This is a genomic window from Alloalcanivorax balearicus MACL04, assembly GCF_025532145.1.
Lineage (GTDB): Bacteria > Pseudomonadota > Gammaproteobacteria > Pseudomonadales > Alcanivoracaceae > Alloalcanivorax > Alloalcanivorax balearicus.
Genome location: NZ_ARXS01000021.1, coordinates 1 through 23,276 on the forward strand (window position 1 = coordinate 1; position 23,276 = coordinate 23,276).

The following is a 23,276-nucleotide window of genomic DNA, read 5'->3' on the forward strand; positions in this document are numbered from 1 at the left end:
GAAGGTGTCTACTTTTTTGGGGCCGGTCCACCTGGTGGCCGCGCCGCTATTCACTGTTAACTATTCACTATTAACTGCCCCCCTGGCTCTGTGTTATTTCTTCGTCATCCGGATTCGGCTAGACTGCCGAATCCGCAGAGACTGAAAACACAGGCCAATCCAGCATCATGAGCCAGATACGACAGGTAGACGATCTCAATATCGAGTCCCAGCAGGTGTTGATCACGCCACGGGCGCTCAAGGAAAAGTTGCCTCTGAGCGACGCCGCCCGGGACGCGGTGGTCGGCGGCCGGCAGGTGATTCGTGACATTCTCGACCGCAAGGACCCGCGGCTGTTCGTGGTCATCGGGCCCTGCTCCATCCATGATCCGAAAGCGGCTCTGGAATACGCCGGTCGTCTCAAGGCCCTGGCCGAGGAAGTCGATGATGCCCTGTTCCTGGTATTGCGGGTCTATTTCGAGAAGCCCCGCACCACCGTGGGCTGGAAGGGCCTGATCAACGACCCGTACATGAACGACTCCTTCAAGGTGGAGGAAGGGCTGCATATCGCCCGTCGTCTGTTGCTGGACGTGGCCGAACTGGGCCTGCCGGCGGCCACCGAGGCACTGGACCCGACCACGCCGCAGTATCTGCAGGATTTGATCGCCTGGTCCGCCATTGGCGCCCGCACCACCGAATCCCAGACCCACCGGGAAATGTCCTCCGGTCTGTCCAGCCCGGTGGGCTTCAAGAACGGCACCGACGGCAGCCTGGATGTGGCGGTGAACGCCATGCTCAGCGTGCAGTACCCGCACCGCTTCCTGGGCATCGACCCGGACGGCCGCGTGGCGCTGACCACCACCCGTGGCAACCCCTACGCTCACGTGGTACTGCGTGGTGGTGGCGGCAAGCCGAATTACGATTCGGTCTCCGTGGCCCTGGCGGAGAGTGCTCTGCATAAGGCCGGCGTTTCCACCAACATCATGGTGGACTGCTCCCACGCCAACTCGAACAAGGATCCGAGCCTGCAGCCGCTGGTGATGGAAAACATCGGCAATCAGATTCTCGAGGGCAACACCTCCATCGTCGGTCTGATGGTCGAGTCCCACCTCAACGAAGGGAATCAGAAAATCCCCGAGAACCTGGACGATCTGCAATACGGCGTTTCCGTCACCGACGGCTGCATCGACTGGCAGACCACCGAGGACGCCGTACGCGCCCTGGCCAACAAGGTCCGCGACGTGTTACCGCAGCGCGACCGCTGAGTCCACCGGGGAAACAGAGAAAACGCGGTCCTTTTCCGGGATCGCCGCACTCCAATTCGCTGGCAAGCCAGCTTCCCACAGGGGGCTCCGGAGCTGCTGTGGGAAGCTGGCTTGCCAGCGAATGTAACGCTCCACGGCCGCCCTCTTCCATCCCTTATCGTGACGCGGGCACCGCGCTGTCCAGCACCCTGAGGAAGGTCACCGGCTCGGACCGGTAACGGGAATTCCCGGCCTTATCCACGTAACGGATATCACCCAGACTATCGATGATGATCACCGTGGGATCCACGGTATCGGATTGATGTCCCAGCAGTTCCAATCCCAGGGGGGTGCCGCCGGGATCCAGCAATTGCAGTTGCCGGGCAGCGGCAAGATCCGGATCAATCCAACGTTCAAGCGGCACGCCGAGCCGGTCCGCCATGCGGCAGGAGCGGGCATCGCTGTCGGCGCTGATCAGGACGATACGGGCACCACGGCGCCCCAGGGCACCGCGATGCCGCGCCAGCAGACGCAACAGTTCCACGCTTTTGGGGCACCAGTCGCTGCGATGAAATAACAGTACCGCCGGGGCGCCTCGCAATGAGGTGGAGGATACGGCATTGCCGCGCAAGTCCTGAAAAGTCAGCACCGGCAACCGCTGACCGGGACGGGGACCGTCGTCGCGTTCCCGGTATTGGGGAAAATACCAAAGCAGACAGGCCGCCAATCCGACCAGCCCAATTGCCGTGTAAATCCAGGCCAGAGGCTGGGGATCATCCAGCGACAGGGTACCGAGCAAGGTCCAGGCACTGCCAAGCCAGGCGCACAGCAATACCACGGGCAGTTGCGAGCCGCAGCCGGAACGGCCACGCCGCACCAGCCACACCGCCAGCGACAGGGTCGGCGCGTTGACCAGCAAAGGGCCAAGCCAAATCCAATGACGCTGAGAGACCGCCATCCAGAAGGCGTGGCAGCAGATCACGGCGGCCACCAACGGATGCATGGCAATCAGGAAAGCCCGGATCCGTTTCATCACGCGCCGCTTGCCCTCCCCATTTCCAACCCCGTCCGTGGGCACCACCACGGCCCTCGACGCCGTCCCCTTGCGTCGCCCTCGCCGCGCCAATGCCATACCGATCATTGTCGCCCCCTGACTATTGTTGACTATCATTATGCGGATCGCGGGGCCGGGCCGCCGCCATCGGAGGTGATTGCATATCAACCCTGAAACGTTTTCCCCAAGGTTCCAGAATGCGTTACAAGGGATAAGTTAGGTGGTCACGAAAGGTTTAACAAGAGAGAATGTAACCCGGCCAAATCAGAATGACCGGATTCATTGGGCCCGTCCGGTCCGGCATGGGCAGAAACGGAGCAATCAACAGGATGTCGTCCCAGTCCCCATCCCAGCGTGAGCGCTGGCGCCACATTATCTTTGGCACGGATACCCCGGCCGGCCAGCGTTTCGACCTCTTGCTGATCATCGCCATCCTCAGCAGCGTTGTCGCCGTCATGCTGGACAGCGTGCAAAGCATCCACCAGCGTTACGGCGACTGGTTGTATGGCGTGGAATGGTTCTTCACTTTGCTGTTCACCGGCGAATACCTGATTCGTCTCTGGGTCAGTGACCGCCCGCTGCGCTACGCGCGCAGTTTCTTCGGCGTGGTTGATCTGCTTTCCGTGGTTCCCACCTACATCAGCCTGCTGGTGCCCGGCGCCAACTATCTGCTTACCATTCGCGCTCTGCGGGTGCTGAGAATCTTCCGCATAATGAAACTGGCGGCACTGATGAGTGAGGCCAACCAGCTTGGCCTGGCGTTGGCCCGCACACGCCGCAAGATCGGCATTTTCATGTTCTCGGTGCTGGTGGTGATCATCATCTTCGGCAGTCTGATCTATGTGGTCGAAGGGCCAAGTAACGGCTTCACCAGTATTCCACGCAGCATCTACTGGGCCATCGTCACCGTGACCACGGTAGGCTACGGTGATATCTCGCCGCAGACGCCCCTCGGCCAGGCCGTGGCGTCCATGGCGATGATCACCGGCTACGCCATCATCGCCGTGCCTACCGGCATCGTCACCGCGGAAATCTCCGCCGCGCACATTGCCCGCCGCTATGAACGGGAATGCCCCAACTGCCACCGCCATGACCACGATCCAGACGCCCGCTTCTGCAAACAATGCGGCACTGGTTTGCCCAAGCCCGGCGACGACGGGTCCTGATCAGCCGACGGCGACTTCCACCAGCTCGCCACGCTGCCGGACCGGATACACGGTCAGGGATACCGTCTCGTCCTCCAGGCACTTCCCGGTTTCCAGGCAGAAGTGCTGCTTGTACAGCGGTGATGCCACCACTCTGGTGCCACCCAGAGAGCCCAGCAGACCACGGCTGATCACATTGGCGCGGCTGAACGGGTCCATGTTATCCAGCGCATGAAGTTGACCGTCGCGGGTACGGAACAGCGCCGCCTGCCCCTCGGGCAGACGCACCCCGACACCGGTACCGGGCAGAATTTCATCCACTTTGCAGACCGCTTTCCATTCCAGAGTAACGGAACTGTTCATGCCTTAACCCTCCTGTTGCACCAGCTCGATACGTTCATGTTCATAGGCCGGACGACGCTGACCGCGCTCACGGACGTAGTGCAGGTTGTCGTCGGCGACATCGTCATTAACGAAGTGTTTGAAGCGTTTCACCGCCTGGGGATCTTCCACGGTGGTCTTCCACTCGCATTGATAGGTGTCGATCACTTGCTGCATCTGTGCTTCCAGTTCATCACCGATGCCCAGTGAGTCGTCCAGGATCACCTGCTTGAGGTAATCCAGCCCGCCTTCCAGGTTTTCCAGCCAGACACTGGTGCGCTGCAAGCGGTCGGCGGTGCGGATGTAGAACATCAGGAAACGGTCGATGGTCCTGATCAGTTGTTGGTCGGACAAATCGGAGACGAGCAGATCCGCGTGACGAGGGCGCATGCCACCGTTACCGCAGACGTAAAGGTTCCAGCCTTTGTCGGTAGCGATCACGCCTACATCCTTGCTTTGCGCTTCGGCGCATTCACGGGTGCAGCCACTCACCGCCATCTTGATCTTGTGCGGGCTGCGCAGCCCCTTGTAGCGATCTTCCACCTGAATGGCGGTACCCACCGAGTCCTTGACGCCGTATCGGCACCACGTGGAACCGACGCAGGACTTCACCGTGCGCAGGGATTTACCGTAGGCGTGTCCGGTCTCGAAACCGGCGTCCACCAGAATCTTCCAGATTTCCGGCAACTGCTCGACGCGGGCACCGAACAGATCCACCCGCTGCCCACCGGTGATCTTGGTGTACAAATCGTATTTCTTCGCCACTTCGCCCAGCACGATGAGCTTGTCCGGCGTGATTTCACCGCCGGGTACACGGGGCACGATGGAGTAAGTGCCGTCACGTTGCATGTTGCCGAGAAAATAATCGTTGGTGTCCTGCAGACTGGCGTGGGGCTTGCTCAGCACATAGTCGTTCCAGCAGGACGCCAGCACCGAAGCGGCCAGCGGTTTGCAGATATCACAGCCGTCGCCGCTGCCGTGCTTTTCCAACAGCTCGTCGAAGGTTTTGATTTCCCCCACCCGCACCAGGTGGTAGATCTCCTGGCGGGAATACGGGAAGTGTTCGCACACGTGGTTATTCACCTCCACGCCGCGCTTGGCCAGCTCGCTGTCCAGCACCTGCTTGACCAAAGCCGCGCAGCCGCCGCAGGTGGCGGAGGCCTTGGTGCAGGCTTTCAGATCACCAACGGTGGTGGCGCCATCATCGATGGCGGCGCAAAGCGCGCCTTTGGAAACATTGTTGCAGGAACAGATCTGGGCACTATCCGGCAACGCATCGGCACCGAGCATGGGCGCGTCGCCGGCGGCCGGCGCGATCAGAGCAGCGGCCTCTCCGGGCAGGTCAATCTGGTTCAGGCACAGTTGCAGCAGGTTGCCATAATCGTTGGCGTCGCCCACCAGCACCGCACCCAGCAGCTTCCTGCCACACTCGCTGACCACCACTTTCTTGTACACGCCGGTGCTCTGGTCGAAGAACACCGCGCTGCGGGCACCCGGCGTCTGGCCATGAGCATCCCCCACCGAGGCCACGTCCACACCCATCAGTTTCAGCTTGGTGCTCATATCGGCACCCTGGAAACTCGGCTCGGAATCCGCGCACAACCGCGCGGCGGCGGTCTCCGCCATTTGGTAGCCCGGCGCCACCAGACCGAAGATCCGGCCCTGCCATAACGCCACTTCGCCAATGGCGAAAATATCCGGGTCGGAGGTGACACAGTAATCATCAATCACCACCCCGCCGCGTTCACCCAGCTCCAGCCCGCAGGCACGGGCCAGGCTGTCCTCCGGGCGAATGCCGGCGGAAAACACGATGATGTCGGTTTCCAGGTGGCGGTCCTCGCCGAAGTCCATGCGATGGCGGTGTTGCTCTCCGTCGACGATGGCCCGGGTGCCGGTGTTGGTGTGAACCGTCACACCCAGGGCCTGGATTTTGTCTTTCAACAAACCGCCGCCGAGATCGTCCACCTGAACCGCCATCAGACGCGGCGCGAATTCCACCACGTGGGTTTCCAGCCCCAGGTCGTGCAGCGCCTTGGCCGCTTCCAGGCCGAGCAGGCCACCGCCCACCACGGTGCCGATACGGGCCTGATCCGCGGCGGCGATAATCTCGTCCAGATCATCAAGGGTGCGGTAAACAAAGCAGTTCGGGCGGTCGTTGCCGTCAATGGGAGGCACGAACGGGTAGGATCCGGTGGCCAGCACCAGTTTGTCGTAATCCAGCCGTTCCCCCGCCTCGGTGATCACTACCCTGGCGTGTCGATCGATCTCGCGCACTCGGGTGGACAGTTTCAGGGTCAGCCCCGGTTGTGCCATGAAACCATCCGGCACCAGCGACAGAGCATCGGCATCGCGCTCGGTAAAGTAACGGGTCAAACCAACCCGGTCATAGGCCGGCCGGCTCTCCGCGCACAGGATCGTCACATCGTAGTGATCAAGACCACCACGGTCCGCCAGCGCCTCCAGAAAGCGCTGCCCCACCATACCGTGGCCTACCAGCAACACCTTTTGTTTCGTCATGGGAATGTCCCCTTTCACCGTTTCAGCTTGCCAACTGTTGAACAGGGTGAAAGCAAAGCCCATGCCATGTGCATAACCCTTTGATTTAAATGGGTTTAAGGCTGTAAAGAACGATCAGGGGAAGGGACATTCGCTTTAGCCGCGGGCAAGGGCGCCCCATTTCGAGGCAGATTATGGTGCGCCATGTTGGAACAAAAACGGGCACGGTTGTGGGGCGGTTTGCTGACACTACAACCTGAGAGAGATCAAATCGGAGGTCGCTACCAGGCCGCTGTAGGCGCTTGCCCTGCAAGCGAATTCGGCTTCCGGCGCAAAAGATTCGCTTGCAAGGCAAGCTCCCACAGCGGCTTCGTAGTCCGGTCTGGTTGTGTATCAGAAGGAACCGAGGGGGAAACGGGCGCCGTCGCTGTCGATATATAAGTGGGTCACGCCGTCCCGCTCTTCATGGCCGGCCCATTCCACCAGTTGATAAAACATGTTGCGGGAAATCAGCGCCTCCAGATTGTCGCGCACATGCAGATAGGGGGACGGCTCACCGCTGTCCGGGTCGTGTTCTATTCGCAATGGATGCCGTTCGCCGGCTACCACGTGCGCCCCCACGTTGGTGGTGAACACCAGCTTGTCGACGCCACCGTCCTTCACCCGCTGTACGTCGGTGGCGACAAAAGGCGCGTCATCCACCTCGATTCGCAACTTTTCCACCGGCGTAATCAGGAAATAGTCGTCCTCTTCACGCAAAAGAATGGTGGAGAACAATCGCACCATGCGTTCCCGCTCAATCGGAGACTCCTGGTAATACCAGGTGCCATCACGGGCGATGCGCATACGGCTTTCGCCCTGGTGCTCCGGGTGCCACTGATGCACCGGCGGCAGCCCCTGCTCGTCCCGTTCGGCCTTTTCCAGCAAGGCCAACAGGGAATCGGCGGAAGTCATTTTCGGCGTTGTCCTTTATTGCCCATGCGAATCCCGATCTCGATCAGGAAGTCGAGGAAATCCTCCTTTTCGTCGATCAGTCCCATATAGAACGGCGACTGCGCCAGCGCCACGGCGCCATGGGCCAGCGCCCAGGCCGCGCAAATGTGATAAATCGGCGGCACGTCTTCCAGAGACCCCTCGCTGATGCGCGCCTTGACGATGCTCTTGAGGCGTTCGAAATTGGCTTCGCGGATGTTGTGCAGTTTCTCCACCAGTTCCGGCACCGCGTGGTCCTTGATCACCTTGTTCTCCAGCCGGTCGAACAGCTGGTAGCGGGCCGGATCGTTGATGCGGAAACGAAAATACTCGCGGGTCAGTTTTTCCTTGTCGTCGTCCTCGGAAATACTGTTGAACACCGCCGCCAGATCCTCTTCGTAACGCAGCATCAGCAGCAGATAGATCTCGTTCTTGGTTTCGAAGTGCTTATAGATGGTGCCTTTGCCAATCCCCACCCGGTCGGCGATCATTTCCACGGTGACACGATCCTCCCCCTGCTCCAGGAACAATTCCAGAGCGGTGTCGAGGATTTGTTGCTCCCGTTGCCGGAACTCCTGTGCCTTACGCGTCGCTTTTTCCAGATCAGCCATTCATCCTTACTCCCAAGACCGGTGAACCTCGCGATTCACCACAGTTTATCCCACCCTCGGGCACCATGCATCACGGGCCAGGTTGACCTGCCACGGCAATCGGTCATGCTGTGAGTCATGTGTTCCGGCGAATTATCGATGCCCCTTTCGGGCAGGATGATACCCACCCGCCCGGCAATGACAATGGAGTCGATCATCACATGACCAGCGCTCTGGATCTGTCCGCGGAATTCCCTCTTGAAAACGACGTGCTTTATCTCAATCACGCCGCCGTGGCGCCCTGGCCTAAACGCACCCGGGACGCCGTGGTGCGTTTCGCCGAGCAGAACATCACCGTGGGAGCGCGGGACTATCCACGCTGGCTCGACACCGAGCAGACCTTGCGCGGCCGCCTCGCGGCGCTGATCGGCGGTGTGCCACACGAGGACATCGCCTTGCTCAAGAACACCTCCGAAGGGCTGTCGGTCATCGCCCAGGGCCTGTCCTGGCGGGACGGCGATCAGGTGCTGATCAGCGACCAGGAGTTCCCCTCCAATCGCATTCCCTGGCAGGCCCTGGCCGAGCAGGGTGTGGAGGTGATCCAGGTGGCGGTGGACGGAGACAACGCCGAGCAACGCGTCATTGATGCGCTTGGCCCCCGTGTGCGCCTGGTGTCACTGTCATCGGTGCAATATGCCAGCGGCATTCGCCTGGATCTGGCTCCGATCGGCGCCGCGTGCCGGGAACGGGGCGTGCTGTTCTGCGTGGATGCGATCCAGAGTCTGGGGGCCCACGTCTTCGACGCCGAAAGCATCAATGCGGATTTCGTCGTCGCCGATGGCCATAAGTGGATGCTGGGACCGGAGGGGCTGGCGCTGTTCTACGCCCGGCCGGAAGCCCGCGATCGGCTGCGCCTGCGTCAGTTCGGCTGGCACATGGTGGCGGCATCCGGTGAATACGACCGCCAGGACTGGCGGCCGGCGGATGATGCCCGACGTTTCGAGTGCGGCAGCCCCAACCTGCTGTGCGCCCATGCACTCAACGCGTCTCTGTCGTTACTGGAAGAGGTGGGCATGGCGGCGGTGGAACAGCGCCTGACCGATACCATGACCGGCCTGATCGGCGAGCTCAAGGCGCGCGGCGCGGAGTTGCTGACCCCGGAAGCGGCACGCCGCCGCGCCGGCATCGTCACCTTCCGGCTGCCCGGCGAGGAACCGCAATCCACCTTTGAACGTCTGCGTCAGGGCGGCGTGGTCTGCGCCCAGCGCGGTGGCGGCGTGCGCTTCTCGCCCCACTTTCATACTGACCAGTCAGTCATCGACCGCGCCCTGGCGCTGTTGTAGGATAGCGCCCCATGCGAACGCAACGACTCTATCAATGGCTGTGCGAGCGCCTGCAACGTCAGGACGGCGGCAAGGATTGGCCGCAAAGCAGCCTGGACCATCAGCGTGTCCTGCTGCAGCCCTGCGACGTGTTGCTGGTGGACAGCGACAGTGCTCTGGACCGGCGACTGCGGCGGCTCACCGGCAGCCGGTTCTCCCGTGCCCTGCTTTATATCGGCCGTTTGCACGACGTCGCCGACCCGTCCCTGCGCGCCCTGCTGGCCGATTACGTGCCTTGCGAACCGGACACTCAACTGGTGCTGGATGCCAGCCTGGAGAGAGGGTTACGGGTGCGGGAATTGAGCACGCTCAGCGGCCTGCATCTGCGCGTCTGCCGGGCACAAAATCTGTCCACGGATGAGCGCCAGGACGCGCTGCGCTACGCCATCAGCCGGGTCGGCACCGGCAGCACCACCTCCTGGAGCACCCTTATGCTGCTCTGGCTACTTCCCTGGCGCACGCTGCCAAGCGGCTGGCGCCGGCGCCTCGCCAACCGCCTGGCCACTGAGTTGCTGCGTACCCTCAGCGGCAGCCTGGTGGGCGAAGCCTTCGCTTTCATTCAATTCCCGGTTTATCCGCTGGTGAAACGGCCGGAAGACGATGGCTCACGGTTGCTGCGCCTGCAGCCGCGCCTGTTCCACGCCGCCGATTTCGATCACTCGCCCTATTTCGACGTGATCAAGGCTCCTTATCTACTGGATCAGGTCCCCGCCGGATTTCAGGCTATTCCGTGGAAAGGGAACGCCGGTGCCATGGCCTCGGAACAGCAGGCCTCTCATTTGAGTCTGGTGGATAACCCGTAAGCCAACAGCAATACCCACCCCAATCCCAGGGCGCCACCGCCGCCGCTGCCGCCAGCACCGGCGCGAGGCGTCTCCGCTTGCGCCTGGGATGGTAGGAACGACAAGCGGGTATCTCCAGCCGGGAAATCTCCGCTGGATGAGCCACCGTCCAGATAGACCCGGCCCTCGCCCTCCCCTTCGATCACCAGTGACCGACTGGCCTGCGCCCCTTCCGCCAGATCCCCCAATTGACACCGAACCGCGGCGCCACCACTGCACCCCTCGGGCAGGGTTTTCCAGAACCAGCCTTGCGGAATCCGGAACGACAGCCAGGCATCCCGGGCCGGGAAATGGGTGGCGCGATTGATCAATCGGGCTTCCAGCGTGACGGTGTCGCCGTTGAGACACTGGGTTGCGGCCATCAGCAGATCCGGCTGATCACTGAAGATCGCGGTCACCGCATCCCGTTCCAGCCGGTAATAATCGTGGGCGGCACTGTCCGGCCGGATCCACAATCGGGACTGCACCGTCGCACCAGTGCTGGATTGCACCCGCAAGCGATAATCGCCGCTACTGGCCCCGCGCGCCAGCGAAGCATCACCCCGGCACAGGCTGTAACCGTCGTGGTCACGACAAGCCAGTTCATCGGCACTGATCCGCACCCCTTGGTCATGATCGATACGCGCGCCCACTTGGTGCGCCGCATTGACCCGGCTCTGATTCTCCAGCCTCAAAGACAGTGTCAGAGTCTCCCCCGGAGGGCTGTAGCGGCGCCCTCCCAGCGGACGGCTGTGCAAGTCCACCAGCGCATCGCCGGAGGTGCTCTCCAGCCACGCCAGGTAATCACTGACCCGGGTGTAGACGCCCGGCGCATCCGGTGTGGCGCACTGAGGCGGGCCATAGCTGGTGATGCCGGCCAGCCAGGGGCGGCCGTCATAGCGATAGATCAGTGGTCCACCGCTGTCTCCCCGGCAGGTATCGCGTCCCGAATCCCCCTGCCTTTGCAGCTCACCGGCACACAGCTGACGATCGGTAAGGTTGGACCAGTGACGCGCGCAGCGCTCCGGAGTGATGTAATCCAACGCCACCTGATGAAGCATCCGGGGGGCGCTTCCGCTCTCGGTGGTACCCCAGCCGTAAGCGGTCAGGGCCCGCTCGGCGGCGCCGTCGATCAACGCCTGCATTTCCCGGTTCTTGGCCAGGTCGAGCGCGGCCAGGGCGGATTCTCCCTGCATTTGCAGTAATGCCAGGTCATTGTGGAAGACGCCGTAGACGAATTGCGGATGCACATGCACCGTCTGCACCGGCCAGCGCTCCGCCGGCTCCCCGCCACGGTCGGCGCTGCCCAGAGCGACGAACAGTTGCTCCGGCTTCAATTGACTGCCGCTCTGGCCACGCACGCAGTGTGCCGCCGTCAGCACCCAGCGGGGCGCCACCAGGACCGAGCCGCACAGAAACGAGCCCTGTTCCGGATCACCGGAACGGCTCACCTCCAGCTCCGCCATCCAGGACGGCGCCGCGGTGACCGGTTCCCCCCCGATAATCTGTGGCGACATGCTCTGTGCCCGGCCGCCCAAGGGCGCCAGGCAAAGCAGTACACAGGAGAAAGCAACAAAGATACGCAAATTCACACCACACCCACCAAGGCAATTTCGCAAAGAGACAGGACATTAATCCCAGAATAATGAGAAATTCTACCTAGCAGATCGATACGGATATATTACTGTGATGTGTGTCACAAAAAAGCATGTGCAAAAACAATAAAAAGGCGCCACTTCGTGCAGATTAACCACACGATAGGCGCCTATTTAAGTTTTTTATCTACAATTTATAGCACTATAAAAAGTGACTTATTAATCGCTGATGTCCTCGTCATCCTCATCCTCCACCGGAGGCGGCAGATTACGCCGGGCCTTGGCTCCCAGATCCCGCAATTTATGCGCCTGCCCCAGCAGGTTGCCGCGCCCTTCCGTGAGCCGCTTGTAGGACGTTTCCCAGGCCTGTTGCGCCTTGCCGAGCTTGTCTCCCACATCCTCCAGGGATTCGCTGATCAGGGACACCTGATCACAAATACGGCCGGCGCGATCGGCGATATCCAGGGCATTGCGATTCTGATACTCATACCGCCAGATGTTCTGAATAGTGCGCAGGGTCACTAGCAACGTGGTGGGACTGACCAGCACGATGTTGCGCTCGTAGGCCTCGGTGTAGAGCCCCGGCTCCGCTTCCATGGCGGTCATGAAGGCCCCTTCCACCGGGATGAACAGCAACACGAAGTCGAGGCTGCGAATCCCGTCCAGACGGCTGTAATCCTTGATGTCCAGCCCCTTGATATGGGCGCGCACGGATTGCAGGTGCTGATCGCGGGCCTGGCGGCGTTCCTCCTCGTCCTCGGCGCTGGTGAAGCGCTCATAAGCCACCAGGGAGACCTTGGCGTCGATCACCACGTCCTTGCCTTCGGGCAGATGGACGATGGCGTCCGGCAGCCGCCGACCTCCGTCCTCGCCACGCAACGCCACCTGGGTGTCGTATTCCCGTCCTTTGGTCAGGCCGGAGCTTTCCAGCACCCGCTCCAGAATCATCTCGCCCCAGTTGCCCTGGGTCTTCACCTGGCCGCGCAGGGCGTCGGTCAGATTCCGGGCATCCTGATGCATTTGCTGGTTGAGACTTTTGAGATTCTGGAGCTGCTCGGACAACGCTGCCTGGGCACGGGCATCATCACCGTGGATCTGGTCAACCCGGCGGCGGAATTCGGTCAACTGCTCACGGAACGGCTGCAACAGGGTATGGATGCCTTCACGGTTCTTTTCCTCGAACTGACGGCTGCGCTGCTCGAAGATGCGCCCGGCCAGCAATTCGAATTCCTTGCGTAACTGCTCCCGGCTCTCCTCGGCGAAGCGCAGCTTGTCCTGCTGGCCGGACAAACGCTCCTCCAGACGGGCCTGTTCGGCGCGGGCGACGGACAGCTTTTCCTCCGCCTGGCGCCATTGCTGACCTTGCTGTTCCAGGTACTGACGTTGCTCGTCACGTTCCTGTTCCAGCGCCTGGATCCGCAGCGCCAGTCGCTCTGCTTCCTGTTCCAACAGGGCACGACGCCGCCGCATCGGCAGCCAGACCAGCAGTGCGGCGATCACCGCCGCGGCCACGGCGGCGGCCACCAGCCACCACCAAAACGTCGCCATCGTCACGGTACCGCCTTATTGAACAGCTGGAAGAAGTTATCGCGGGTAATGCGGGCCAGCTCCGCCACGGGCAACCCTTTCAGTTCCGCCACGCACTCCGCCACTTTGGCGACGTAACGGGGTTCGTTGGGCTTGCCCCGATGGGGCACCGGCGCCAGCCAGGGTGCGTCGGTCTCGATCAGCAAACGTTCCACTGGCAACGCGGCAACGGTTGCACGCAGCGCTTCCGCGTTGCGGAAAGTGACGATACCGGAAATGGAGATGTAAAAACCCAGTTCGATGGCCTGCTCCGCCATGTCGCGGTCCTCGGTGAAGCAGTGCAGGGCGCCCCGCACCCGCCCTTCCCCATACTCGCGCAGCAGCGCCAGGGTATCGTCCTTGGCGCCGCGGGTGTGCACCACCAGCGGCAGACCGGTGTCGCGAGCGGCACGGATATGCTCAACGAAACGCTTCTGCTGCCACTCCCGCTGCTCCTTGGCGTAGAAGTAATCCAGGCCGGTTTCACCGATGCCCACCACTCTGGGATGGTCCGCCAAGCCGATCAGCTCCGCCGCGTCCGGTTCATGCACGTCCTTGTAAAGTGGATGCACACCGACGGTGGCGAACACGTCCGGCTGGGTTTCAGCCATCTCCCGCACCCGTGGAAAGGTTTCCAGATCGACACCGATGCACAGCATGGTGCCCACGCCGTCGGCGCGGGTGGCGGCCATGAGGGCCTGAAAATCACCTTGGTAGGCGTCCAGATTGAGGCGGTCCAGGTGGCAATGGGAGTCCACCAGATCAAGGGTCTCCGTAGACATGAAACACTCCGTATTGAACTGCGAGCATTCTACATGAAACGGGATGTTGAGTGCGGGACGCTGGACGCTTACACACAGCACGCCGGCACGCCAAACCCTTGGCCCGAGACATGAATTCACGGGTGGCTACAAGGCCGCTGTGGGCGCTTGCCTGCAAGCGAATCTCTTGTGGAGCCCAATTCGCTTGCAGGCAAGCGCCCACAGCGGCTTCGTAGTCCCTTCCGTAGGAAGCGGCTTTAGCAGCGAATGGCGTGTTGTGTGCAAGCGGCCAGCGTCACATCGTATGCGTGGGCCGGTCCGATTGCAGCGAGCCGGCGAGGTGATTTTCTATGGTGCGCCGGGCGGTGTCGTCCTGATCGGAGAACTGCACGCCGATGCCGGCACTGCGATTGCCCTGGGCGCCTCGCGGCGTGATCCAGACCACCCGGCCGGCCACCGGTATTTTCTCCGGCTCATCCATGATGCTGAGCAGGAGAAAGATCTCCTCCCCCAGCTGATAGACTTTCTCGGTCGGCACGAACAGGCCGCCGTTGCCGATGAACGGCATGTAAGCAGCGTACAGCGCTGCTTTGTCCTTGATACTCAGCGAAAGAATGCCACTACGGCCCCCCGGCATCTTCATGCCACCCCCCTGTCGCGGTACTGCTTGTGATTGTTGTGCATGCCAATTCCGTGGGCGCTTACTGCAAGGCGGCGTCCACGCCCACCAGCACCAGCATCCATTGCTCCATGAGCAATTCCTTGTTCGGGTTGGCCCCGGCCAGGATTTGCCGGCGGCCTTCCTGGATCCGTTGGGTGGCGCGCATCAACCGCGCCACCGGAACGGTATCGGCGAGCTGCCGCAGCAGCGGCTCCAGTTGTGCATCGCCTTCGCCGGCGGGTATGGCCGCGCCCCCAAGCGCCGCCAACCGCGTCGCCCTGGCCAGCCAACCATACAATATCCGCGCCATGGTGTCCGGCTCGAACGCCGCCAGGGCCTGTGCGCCCTGGGCTGGAGACAGACGCCCCTGGGCCACTCTCAATACCTGTTCGGCAAGCCGGCGGCGATCGCTGAACCAGTCCGCGTCCTGCAGCACCAGCGCTTTCAAAGGCGCGCCCTGGGCCGCGTCCAGCAACGCCGGCGCCGCCTCCCCGACCTGCGGCGTCAACCAGGAGAGCGCCTGATCGGCGGCGGGCACCGGCAACAACCGTTGCTGGCAACGGCTGCGGACGGTGGGCAGCAGCAGGCTGGGCTGGTGGCTGACCAGAATCAGGGTCATGCCCGGCCCCGGCTCTTCCAGAGTCTTGAGCAGCGCATTCTGCGCACTGCGGTTGAGCGCTTCCGCCGGGGACAACAGCGCCAGCCGCCCGCCGCCGAACTGGGCGGTGCGGGAGCAGAACTCCACCAAGCGCCGCACCTGATCGATCTTGATCGCCCGGCTGCCTCCTTCCGGTGTCAGCACGTGCATATCCGGGTGGGTGCCAGCGGTGCTCAGGTGGCAGGCCTCGCACTGGCCACAGGCCACGCCGGCGCTGGGTTGCCGGCACAACAGCGTCTGCATCAACGACTGTGCCAGCCGGTATTTGCCGATGCCTTCGGGGCCGGCCAGTAACAGGGCGTGGGGCAAACGCTGACGCTGGTGCTGATCCAGCAGCCGCGCCATCTCCTCCTGATGCCAGGGACAGGGTACCTGTACCGGCGCTTTACTCATGCCCCCTCCGTAATCGCATCCACCCAGGCGCTCAGGTGCTCGCGCACCTGCTCCAGCGGCCGAGTGGCGTCCACCTGCACGAATCTGCCGGGTTCATTGCGGGCCCGTTGCAGATAGCAGTCACGCACCCGCTGGAAAAAATCACGGCTCTCCTGCTCGATGCGGTCCAGCTCTCCCCGTTTGCCGGCGCGGGCCAGCCCCACTTCCACCGGCACGTCGAACAGCAAGGTGTGATCCGGCGTCACCCCGGCCAGCACCAGCCGCTCGAGAATGGCGATGGCGTCACGGTCCAGGCCGCGCCCGGCGCCCTGGTAGGCCCAGGTGGCGTCCATGAAACGGTCGCACAGCACCCATTCGCCACAGGCCAGGGCGGGCCGGATCAGAGCGTCCAGGTGCTGGGCACGGGCGGCGAACACCAACAGCAATTCGGTGGTATCGGCCATCGGCTCCTCGCTGGGTGCCAGCAGTACCTGACGGATGCGCTCCGCCAGTTCGGTGCCGCCAGGCTCCCGGGTGACACGCACGGTCTTGCCGCGCTGACGCAGGCGTTCAGCCACCCATTCCAGGTTGACGCTTTTACCGGCGCCCTCACCGCCCTCGAGAGTGATGAAGCGGCCGCTCACGGTGCCGCTCCCGGGCTTGAGCGGTAATCATCACGCCGGTTGAGCTGGTATTGGCGTACCGCTCGCCGGTGCTCCGCCAGCGTATTGGAGAAGGTGTGGCTGCCGTCGCCACGGGCGACGAAGTACAACGCCTTGGTCTGTTGCGGGTGCACGGCGGCGAAAATGGCATCGCGACCGGGCATGGCGATGGGCGTCGGTGGCAATCCGGTGATCACATAGGTGTTGTAAGGGGTGTGTTCACGCAGATCAGCCCGGCCAATGCGGCCGGCGTAGCGCTCGCCCATGCCATAGATCACGGTGGGGTCGGTTTGCAGCCGCATTCCCAGACGCAAGCGGTTGACGAACACACCGGCGATCTGGCCGCGTTCCTGGGGTACACCGGTTTCCCGTTCCACGATGGAGGCCATGATCAATGCCTGGTAGGGGTCGTCATAGGGCAGCTTATCATCGCGGCCGAGCCAGGCTTCGTCCAGTATCTTGCGTTGACGCTCCAGGGCCCGGCGCAGCAATTCCATATCGCTGGTACCGGCGGTGTAGAAATAGGTGTCCGGGGCGAACCAGCCTTCAGGATGGGTATCCGGCATCCCCAGCCGTGCCATCACTTCCTCGTCGTCAACCCCGTCCAGCGTGATGGTGAGCCCTTCCAGTTCGGACAAACGGGCGCGAAACTGGCGAAAGGTCCAGCCCTCCACCAGGGTGACACTGCGCTGCATCACCTCCCCCCGGTCGATACGCTCCAGCAGCGTCAACAGAGAGTCCCCCGGGAACAATTGATATTCCCCCACGTGCATGCGCCCTTCGACACCGGTGAATCGGCTGTAAAAACGTCCCGCCACCCGCCGCAGCGTGGACTCCGGCTCACCGCCCAGCAGGCCTTCCCCTTGCAGCCTGCTCATCAAATGACTGAACCCGGTGCCGGCCGGCACCTGCACCAGGCGGGCCTCGGTCACCGGCAAGGGTCGATGCAAATACCCACTTACCCAAAAGCCCGCCAGCGGAATCGCCACGATGACGAACACCAGTAGCAGAGCAAAAACTCGTATTTTTCGACGCATGGATTGAATTTCAATGCCTGTATTGACGATCCCTGGCCCTGGCCACGGAGCGGGATCGGGGTTATGCGCGCGCTCAGTCGTTGAACTGCGCCCGCCAGAGCTGTTGCCACCGTGGAACGTGCGGGTTCATCGGCCACGCCCACTGCGCCAGTTTACGCACCGGCAACAGGCCGACAATACTGTTGGTAAGAAAAATGCCATCCGCCCGGCGCAGATGTGACAGGGGCCTCGCCCTCACCTGCACTTGCCAGCCCTGATCACGGGCGATGTCGAGCAGCCAGTCGCGTGCCACGCCAGCGACCCCGGCGCGCTCCAGGGAGGGTGTCCACAGCAGGTTGCCGAACACGGCGAACAGATTCATCGAAGTGGCTTCCACCGGGCACCGGTGGCGGTCCAGCAACAGCCCCTCGCGCCAGCCATGGCGGCCGGCCTCGGCGCGCGCCGCCACTTGCGGCAGGCGGTTAAGATGCTTGAGTCCGGCAAAGGGGTCGTCCGGCAGCACGGTATCGCAGAGGCCGATTTCGACCCCGTGACGGAGATGGTCGCACGGTTCTTCTGTCAGCGGAAACCATTGGCCAAACAAGGTGGGTTCAGGCTGCTCCGGCGGCAAATAACCACGGCCGCCACTGCCACGGGTCAGCACCAGCTTGACCACGCCGGCCTCCGCGTCATGATCGCGCAACTGCGCCGCCAGAGTCCGCTCCAGCCCTTGTGCCGCCAGCGGAATCGCCAGCCGGCGGGCGCCGGCCAGCATTCTCGCCCGGTGCCGGGGCCACAACGGCACCCGGCCGTCCGCGCCGACCCTCAGGGTTTCGAACAGACCATCCCCGTAGGCCAGGCCACGGTCACTGCGGGACAGCATGGCGCTCCGCTCAGACGCGGCGGAACAGCAGGGTGCCGTTGGTGCCGCCGAAGCCGAAGGAATTGGACAAGGCGACGTCGATCTGCCGGTCCTGGGCCTGATTGGGCACCAGGTTCAGATCACAGCCGTCATCCGGATCGTTCAGATTGATGGTCGGCGGCGCCACATTGTCACGCATGGCCAATAGACAGAGGATCGCTTCCACGGCACCGGCGGCCCCCAGAAGGTGGCCGATCATGGACTTGGTGGAACTCACCGCCAGCTTGTCGGCGTGCTCGCCGAACACCTGCTTCACCGCGTTCAGTTCGGCCAGATCGCCCAGCTTGGTGGAGGTGGCGTGGGCATTGATGTAATCCACTTCACCGGCGTCCATCCCGGCGTCACGCAAAGCGTTACGCATGGACAACGCGGCGCCGGCGCCGTTTTCAGACGGCGCGGTCATGTGGTAGGCGTCATCGCTCATACCGTAGCCGACCAGTTCGGCGTAAATAGTGGCACCGCGGGCCTTGGCCCGTTCGTATTCTTCCAGCACCACGGCACCGGCGCCGTCGCCAAGCACGAAGCCGTCGCGCTCGCGGTCCCAGGGCCGGCTGGCCGCCTGAGGATCATCATTGCGGGAAGACAGCGCCCGCGCCGCGGCAAAACCGCCCATGCCCAGCGGCGTGGAGCCTTTTTCCGCGCCGCCGGCGATCATCACGTCGGCGAGGCCCAACTGGATCTGCTGGGCAGCGAAGCCAATGTTATGGGTGCCGGTGGTGCACGCGGATACGGTGGCGAAGTTCGGGCCCTTGAAGCCGTACATGATGGCCAGGTTACCGGCGATCATATTGATGATGGTGCTGGGCACGAAGAATGGAGACAGCTTGCGCGGGCCGGAATCCAGCAACTTGCGGTGGTTCTCTTCGATATTGGTGAGACCGCCGATGCCGGAACCGATGGCGGCGCCGATGCGCTCGCCGTCTTCCTTGTCCATATCCAGGCCGGCATCGCCAATGGCCTGGATCGCCGCCACCATGCCGTACTGGACGAACAGGTCCATTTTTCGGCCTTCCTTGGCGGACAGGTAATCACCCAGTTCAAAATCCGGTACCAGGCCGGCGAATTTGGTGGAGAAATCCGAGGTGTCGAAGTGCTCAATCGGGCGAATGCCGCTACGGCCCGCCTTGATGCCCTCCCAGGTACTGTTCACATCGGCGCCCAGGGGCGTGAGCATACCCAGGCCGGTTACCACTACTCGACGTCGTGTCACCTGTATTCCTCCCAAAATGACGATTCCGGGGCCGGACCTGTCAGCGCCGGCGCCCTCGGATTATAGCGTACCGATTCGCTGCCAGGGCAGCTCCCACAGCAGCTCCGTAGCGCTCTCTGTGGGAAGCGAGCCTGCTCGCGAATACAGCGCGACTTCATATCTCCAACACTAACAAACGCAGCACAACCACCACGGATGGCGGTCACAAACAAATCGCCGGGAACGATTTTTAACGTCATCCCCAACAACAGCCCGCGGGGTGATCACATGGATGGTGATCACAAACAAATCGCCCGGAGCGATTTTTGACGTCGCCCCGGCGACGGCCCGCAGGGTGATCACCATGGACGGTGATCACAAAAAAACCGCAAGCCCGTACAGAGCCTGCGGTTTTCCTTAGCGCAGCGTTACGACCGAAATCAGCTGTGGGCTTTGATGTAGTCCACGGCTGCTTGTACGGTGCTGATCTTTTCAGCTTCTTCGTCGGGGATTTCGGTCTCGAATTCTTCCTCGAGGGCCATTACCAGTTCAACGGTGTCCAGGGAATCGGCGCCCAGGTCTTCCACGAAGGAAGATTCGGATTTCACGTCTTCCGGCTTAACGCCCAATTGCTCGACAATGATCTTCTGGACCCGTTCTTCGATGCTGCTCATGATCCTATTACTCTCCTATTAATGGTGTGCAAGCACCTATGAGCGGCTATTCTAGGTGAACGCGATTTGCGCTTGCAAGCCGCCGCCGGTGCCCGTTTTCACGGATACGTTTCCAAATATGTTGAACCCCACCCACCGTGGAGACGGTAACGCCATCTCGACGGGGGCCACCCTGAAGCAGCGGCCCGGGCGAATCCATTGCGTAAACCAGCCCCGAAGGGCCGGCGCATTCCAACCGGAACCGGCAGCTTAGCGGTTTCCGGAGGATTTGTCCCTACCCGGTGAACATGCCACCGTTAACGTGGACCGTGGTACCCGTCACATAGCCACCACCGTCACCGGCCAACCACGCTACCGCGCTGGCCACTTCATCGGGACTGCCGAGGCGGCCCAGGGGGATCTCCCGCAGCAGCGCATCGCGCTGGGCCTCGGGCAGAACATCGGTCATGTCGGTCTGGATAAAGCCCGGCGCCACCGAATTCACCGTGATGTTACGCGAGCCCAGCTCGCGGGCTAGAGCCCGTGTAAAGCCCTCCACACCGCCTTTGGCCGCGGCATAGTTGGCCTGGCCGGCGTTGCCCATGGTCCCCACCACGGAACTGATATTGATCACCCGGCCCCAACGGGCCTTGGTCATGCCCTTGATGCAGGCCTTGGTGACCCGGTACAGCGAATTCAGGTTGGTGTTGATCACATCCATCCATTCGTCGCTCTTCATCCGCAACATGAGGTTGTCACGGGTGATGCCAGCGTTGTTCACCAGCACCAGAGGCGCGCCGTGCTTTTCCACGATGGCCTTGATCGCCGTCTCCACCGAAGCGTCATCGGACACATTCAGCACCGCGCCGTCACCGTTCTCTCCGAGGGTGTCGGCAATGGCCTTGGCGCCATTCTCGCTGGTGGCGGTACCGACCACAAAGAAACCGGCGTTCACCAGGTTCTCGGCGATGGCTTTGCCGATGCCGCGGCTGGCACCGGTGACCAGGGCCACTTTACGTTCGTCGCTCATGGGGCGTCCTCAACCGTTCAAAGCCGCCTGAAAGGCGTCCAGGGATTCCAGGGGCTTGGCGTCCAGTCCCCGGTCAATACGTTTGGTCAGGCCGCACAGTACCTTGCCGGGGCCGCATTCGTACAGTGTGGTCACGCCATCGGCGGCCAGAGCCTGCACCGTTTCCACCCAGCGTACCGGGGAGTACAGCTGCCGGATCAGGGCACTGCGGATCGCCTCCGGATCGGTTTCCCGGGCCACGTCCGCGTTATTGATCACGGGTAGTTCCGGGGCGTGGAAACGGACCTGGGCGAGGCGTTCCGCCAACGCTTCAGCGGCCGGCTTCATCAGCGCACAGTGAGAAGGCACGCTCACCGGCAGCGGCATGGCGCGCTTGGCGCCAGCGGCTTTGCAGGCAGCAATGGCGCGCTCCACGGCGCTACCCTGGCCGGCGATCACCACCTGACCGGGGGCGTTGAGGTTGACCGCCTCCACCACTTCGCCTTGAGCGGCCTCGGCACAGGCCCGGCGCACCTGATCGTCGTCCAGACCGAGGATCGCCGCCATGGCGCCCTCGCCTTCCGCCACCGCCTGTTGCATCAACTCGCCGCGGGTGCGCACCAGGCGCACCGCGTCACCCAGGGTGATCACTCCGGCACAGGTCAGCGCGGTGTATTCACCCAGGCTGTGCCCGGCCAGCAGCGCCGGGCGCGGGCCACCGCTTTGCTCCCACTCCTTCCACAGGGCGACACCGGCGGTCAGCAACAACGGCTGAGTATTCTCGGTGCGATTGAGGTTGGCCTCGGGGCCATTCTGGGCCAATTCCCAGAGGTCCATGTCGAGGGCGCCGGAAGCTTCCTGGAAGGCCTGGCGCACGGCGGTGTGATCGGCGAAATCGGCCAGCATACCCAGGCTCTGCGAGCCCTGACCGGGAAAAACGAAAGCGGTTTTTGACATGCGTTTCCCTGATTCGCGAAGGACGGCCGGTGGGACTCCGCGAGAGCCCGCCCCGGACGTCGGGTTATTGGATTTGGCGGCAGTATGCCTTTACCCGCCCGGCTTGTCCGTTCCGGGCTGCAACAAAGTATGAATGGCGTCGGCGCGGCATCCGTCAGGATGCGGGCTGTTCGGAGGCCTGGACCAGCGGCGCCACGGCGTCACGGATCAGTGCCGGCACGTTGCGGCGGGCTTCCAGCAGCGCCACTTCCAGGGCACTGGTAAAGCCGGCTTCGCCGGTGCCGCCATGGCTTTTCACCACCACGCCATTAAGCCCCACCAGACTGGCGCCATTGTAGCGCTCCGGATCCATGCGGCGCTTGAGGCCATTCAACACCGGCAGGGAAAACAGGCCGCTGAGCTTGCGCCACCAGGACCGGCCGATCTCCTCACGGATCATCCCGCCGATCATGTTGGCCACGCCTTCCATGGTTTTCAATGACACGTTACCGACGAAGCCATCGCAGACCACCACGTCCACGTCACCGAGGAAGATGCCATTGCCTTCGACGAACCCCACATAGTTGAGGTCCTCGGCGGCCTGCATCAGGGCGGCGGCCTCCTTGATCTGCTCGTTGCCCTTGATGTCCTCTTCACCGATGTTGAGCAGCGCCACCCGCGGCTGACTCAGCCCGTCAACGGCGCGGACCACCGCCTGCCCCATTTGCGCGAACTGCAACAGATGCTCGGGCTGGGAGTCCACATTGGCGCCCAGATCCAGCATGTGGCAATGGCCCTTGGCGGAGGGAATGGCGGTGCAGATGGCGGGACGGTCGACGCCGGGAAGGGTTTTCAGCACGAAGCGGCTGACCGCCATCAGGGCACCGGTATTGCCGGCGCTGACCGCGGCCTGGGCACGGCCTTCCTTGACCAGATTGATGGCCACCCGCATGGAGGAATCTTTTTTCTGGCGCAGCGCCACCGCCACCGGGTCATCCATGGCCACCACTTCGGAAGCGGGCTCGATGGAAACACGGGCGTGGCCCTCGAGACCGGCCTTGGCCAGCGCCGGCGCCAGAACATCGGGATTACCGACCAGAATGATATGGAGACTGGAATGACGGGAAAGCGCACGGCTGACGGCGGGAACGGTGACAGGTACCCCGTGATCCCCCCCCATGGCGTCCACCGCCAGAGTCACGTCTGACATGA

22 protein-coding genes are annotated in these 23,276 nt (G+C 62.7%); 4 read left to right on the plus strand and 18 right to left on the minus strand.

Going from position 1 to position 23,276, the window contains the following annotated elements; all coding sequences use genetic code 11:
- The first annotated feature begins 167 nt into the window (after positions 1-167).
- Positions 168-1,244: a 3-deoxy-7-phosphoheptulonate synthase gene (locus MA04_RS15980; protein WP_233916692.1), complete on the plus strand. Its 1,077-nt coding sequence runs from the start codon at positions 168-170 to the stop codon at positions 1,242-1,244.
- 154 nt (positions 1,245-1,398) lie between these two features.
- Here the strand turns inward: MA04_RS15980 and MA04_RS15985 are convergent, their stop codons facing one another.
- Positions 1,399-2,256, minus strand: a complete 858-nt coding sequence (locus MA04_RS15985; RefSeq protein ID WP_233916855.1) for a redoxin domain-containing protein — start codon at positions 2,254-2,256, stop codon at positions 1,399-1,401.
- Between the two features lie 350 nt (positions 2,257-2,606).
- On the opposite strand from MA04_RS15985, the gene MA04_RS15990 reads away from it, so the two are divergent.
- The gene (locus tag MA04_RS15990; protein WP_233916691.1) at positions 2,607-3,443 is read left to right on the plus strand and encodes an ion transporter; all 837 of its coding nucleotides are present in this window, start codon (positions 2,607-2,609) and stop codon (positions 3,441-3,443) included.
- Here the strand turns inward: MA04_RS15990 and nirD are convergent, their stop codons facing one another.
- The 4 genes from nirD to MA04_RS16010 form a co-directional block, all read right to left on the minus strand.
- Positions 3,444-3,785 (minus strand): nitrite reductase small subunit NirD, encoded by a 342-nt coding sequence (gene nirD / locus MA04_RS15995; RefSeq protein ID WP_014995050.1) that lies wholly within the window; start codon positions 3,783-3,785, stop codon positions 3,444-3,446.
- 3 nt (positions 3,786-3,788) lie between these two features.
- Positions 3,789-6,320, minus strand: coding sequence for a nitrite reductase large subunit NirB (gene nirB, locus MA04_RS16000; protein WP_262461534.1), 2,532 nt, complete (start codon positions 6,318-6,320; stop codon positions 3,789-3,791).
- A gap of 372 nt (positions 6,321-6,692) precedes the next feature.
- A complete protein-coding gene (locus MA04_RS16005; protein WP_262461536.1) occupies positions 6,693-7,253 on the minus strand; it encodes a DUF1285 domain-containing protein in 561 nt (186 codons plus the stop codon).
- Positions 7,250-7,882 (minus strand): TetR/AcrR family transcriptional regulator, encoded by a 633-nt coding sequence (locus MA04_RS16010; RefSeq protein WP_163124214.1) that lies wholly within the window; start codon positions 7,880-7,882, stop codon positions 7,250-7,252. Before MA04_RS16010 ends, MA04_RS16005 begins: the two co-directional genes overlap by 4 nt.
- A gap of 200 nt (positions 7,883-8,082) precedes the next feature.
- Here MA04_RS16010 and MA04_RS16015 point away from each other — a divergent pair, with 200 nt between their 5' ends.
- Together MA04_RS16015 and MA04_RS16020 are read left to right on the plus strand one after the other, a co-directional pair.
- Entirely contained in the window at positions 8,083-9,204 is a 1,122-nt protein-coding gene (locus MA04_RS16015; RefSeq protein WP_262461539.1) for an aminotransferase class V-fold PLP-dependent enzyme, read from the plus strand.
- A gap of 11 nt (positions 9,205-9,215) precedes the next feature.
- Positions 9,216-10,046: a hypothetical protein gene (locus tag MA04_RS16020; RefSeq protein WP_262461541.1), complete on the plus strand. Its 831-nt coding sequence runs from the start codon at positions 9,216-9,218 to the stop codon at positions 10,044-10,046.
- Here MA04_RS16020 and MA04_RS16025 read toward each other — a convergent pair.
- From MA04_RS16025 to plsX, 13 genes are all read right to left on the minus strand, one after another.
- The gene (locus MA04_RS16025) at positions 10,019-11,656 is read right to left on the minus strand and encodes a S1 family peptidase (protein WP_262461543.1); all 1,638 of its coding nucleotides are present in this window, start codon (positions 11,654-11,656) and stop codon (positions 10,019-10,021) included. The two genes, MA04_RS16020 and MA04_RS16025, sit on opposite strands and share 28 nt — an antisense overlap.
- 222 nt (positions 11,657-11,878) lie before the next feature.
- Positions 11,879-13,207: a DNA recombination protein RmuC gene (gene rmuC / locus MA04_RS16030; protein WP_262461545.1), complete on the minus strand. Its 1,329-nt coding sequence runs from the start codon at positions 13,205-13,207 to the stop codon at positions 11,879-11,881.
- A 2-nt stretch (positions 13,208-13,209) separates the two neighbouring features.
- Complete coding sequence (locus MA04_RS16035) at positions 13,210-14,007, minus strand: TatD family hydrolase (protein WP_262461547.1); 798 nt, start codon at positions 14,005-14,007, stop codon at positions 13,210-13,212.
- 274 nt (positions 14,008-14,281) lie between these two features.
- Positions 14,282-14,629 carry a PilZ domain-containing protein gene (locus tag MA04_RS16040; protein WP_163124195.1) on the minus strand — a complete coding sequence of 116 codons (348 nt, stop codon included), beginning with the start codon at positions 14,627-14,629 and terminating at the stop codon, positions 14,282-14,284.
- Positions 14,630-14,687: 58 nt separating this feature from the next.
- A complete protein-coding gene (locus MA04_RS16045; RefSeq protein WP_022994617.1) occupies positions 14,688-15,698 on the minus strand; it encodes a DNA polymerase III subunit delta' in 1,011 nt (336 codons plus the stop codon).
- The gene (gene tmk / locus MA04_RS16050) at positions 15,695-16,321 is read right to left on the minus strand and encodes a dTMP kinase (protein ID WP_262461549.1); all 627 of its coding nucleotides are present in this window, start codon (positions 16,319-16,321) and stop codon (positions 15,695-15,697) included. The genes MA04_RS16045 and tmk overlap by 4 nt, the downstream gene beginning before the upstream one ends.
- Entirely contained in the window at positions 16,318-17,376 is a 1,059-nt protein-coding gene (mltG, locus tag MA04_RS16055) for an endolytic transglycosylase MltG (protein ID WP_163124186.1), read from the minus strand. The genes tmk and mltG overlap by 4 nt, the downstream gene beginning before the upstream one ends.
- A 73-nt stretch (positions 17,377-17,449) precedes the next feature.
- Positions 17,450-18,238 carry an aminodeoxychorismate lyase gene (gene pabC / locus MA04_RS16060; protein ID WP_262461552.1) on the minus strand — a complete coding sequence of 263 codons (789 nt, stop codon included), beginning with the start codon at positions 18,236-18,238 and terminating at the stop codon, positions 17,450-17,452.
- 10 nt (positions 18,239-18,248) lie between these two features.
- Positions 18,249-19,487 carry a beta-ketoacyl-ACP synthase II gene (fabF, locus tag MA04_RS16065; protein WP_163124179.1) on the minus strand — a complete coding sequence of 413 codons (1,239 nt, stop codon included), beginning with the start codon at positions 19,485-19,487 and terminating at the stop codon, positions 18,249-18,251.
- A 419-nt stretch (positions 19,488-19,906) separates the two neighbouring features.
- Positions 19,907-20,140, minus strand: coding sequence for an acyl carrier protein (gene acpP, locus MA04_RS16070; RefSeq protein WP_014995065.1), 234 nt, complete (start codon positions 20,138-20,140; stop codon positions 19,907-19,909).
- 274 nt (positions 20,141-20,414) lie between these two features.
- Positions 20,415-21,149 carry a 3-oxoacyl-ACP reductase FabG gene (fabG, locus tag MA04_RS16075; RefSeq protein ID WP_163124176.1) on the minus strand — a complete coding sequence of 245 codons (735 nt, stop codon included), beginning with the start codon at positions 21,147-21,149 and terminating at the stop codon, positions 20,415-20,417.
- Between the two features lie 9 nt (positions 21,150-21,158).
- Positions 21,159-22,085, minus strand: coding sequence for an ACP S-malonyltransferase (fabD, locus tag MA04_RS16080; RefSeq protein ID WP_163124173.1), 927 nt, complete (start codon positions 22,083-22,085; stop codon positions 21,159-21,161).
- Between the two features lie 154 nt (positions 22,086-22,239).
- A complete protein-coding gene (plsX, locus tag MA04_RS16085; protein WP_163124170.1) occupies positions 22,240-23,274 on the minus strand; it encodes a phosphate acyltransferase PlsX in 1,035 nt (344 codons plus the stop codon).
- Positions 23,275-23,276: the final 2 nt, after the last annotated feature.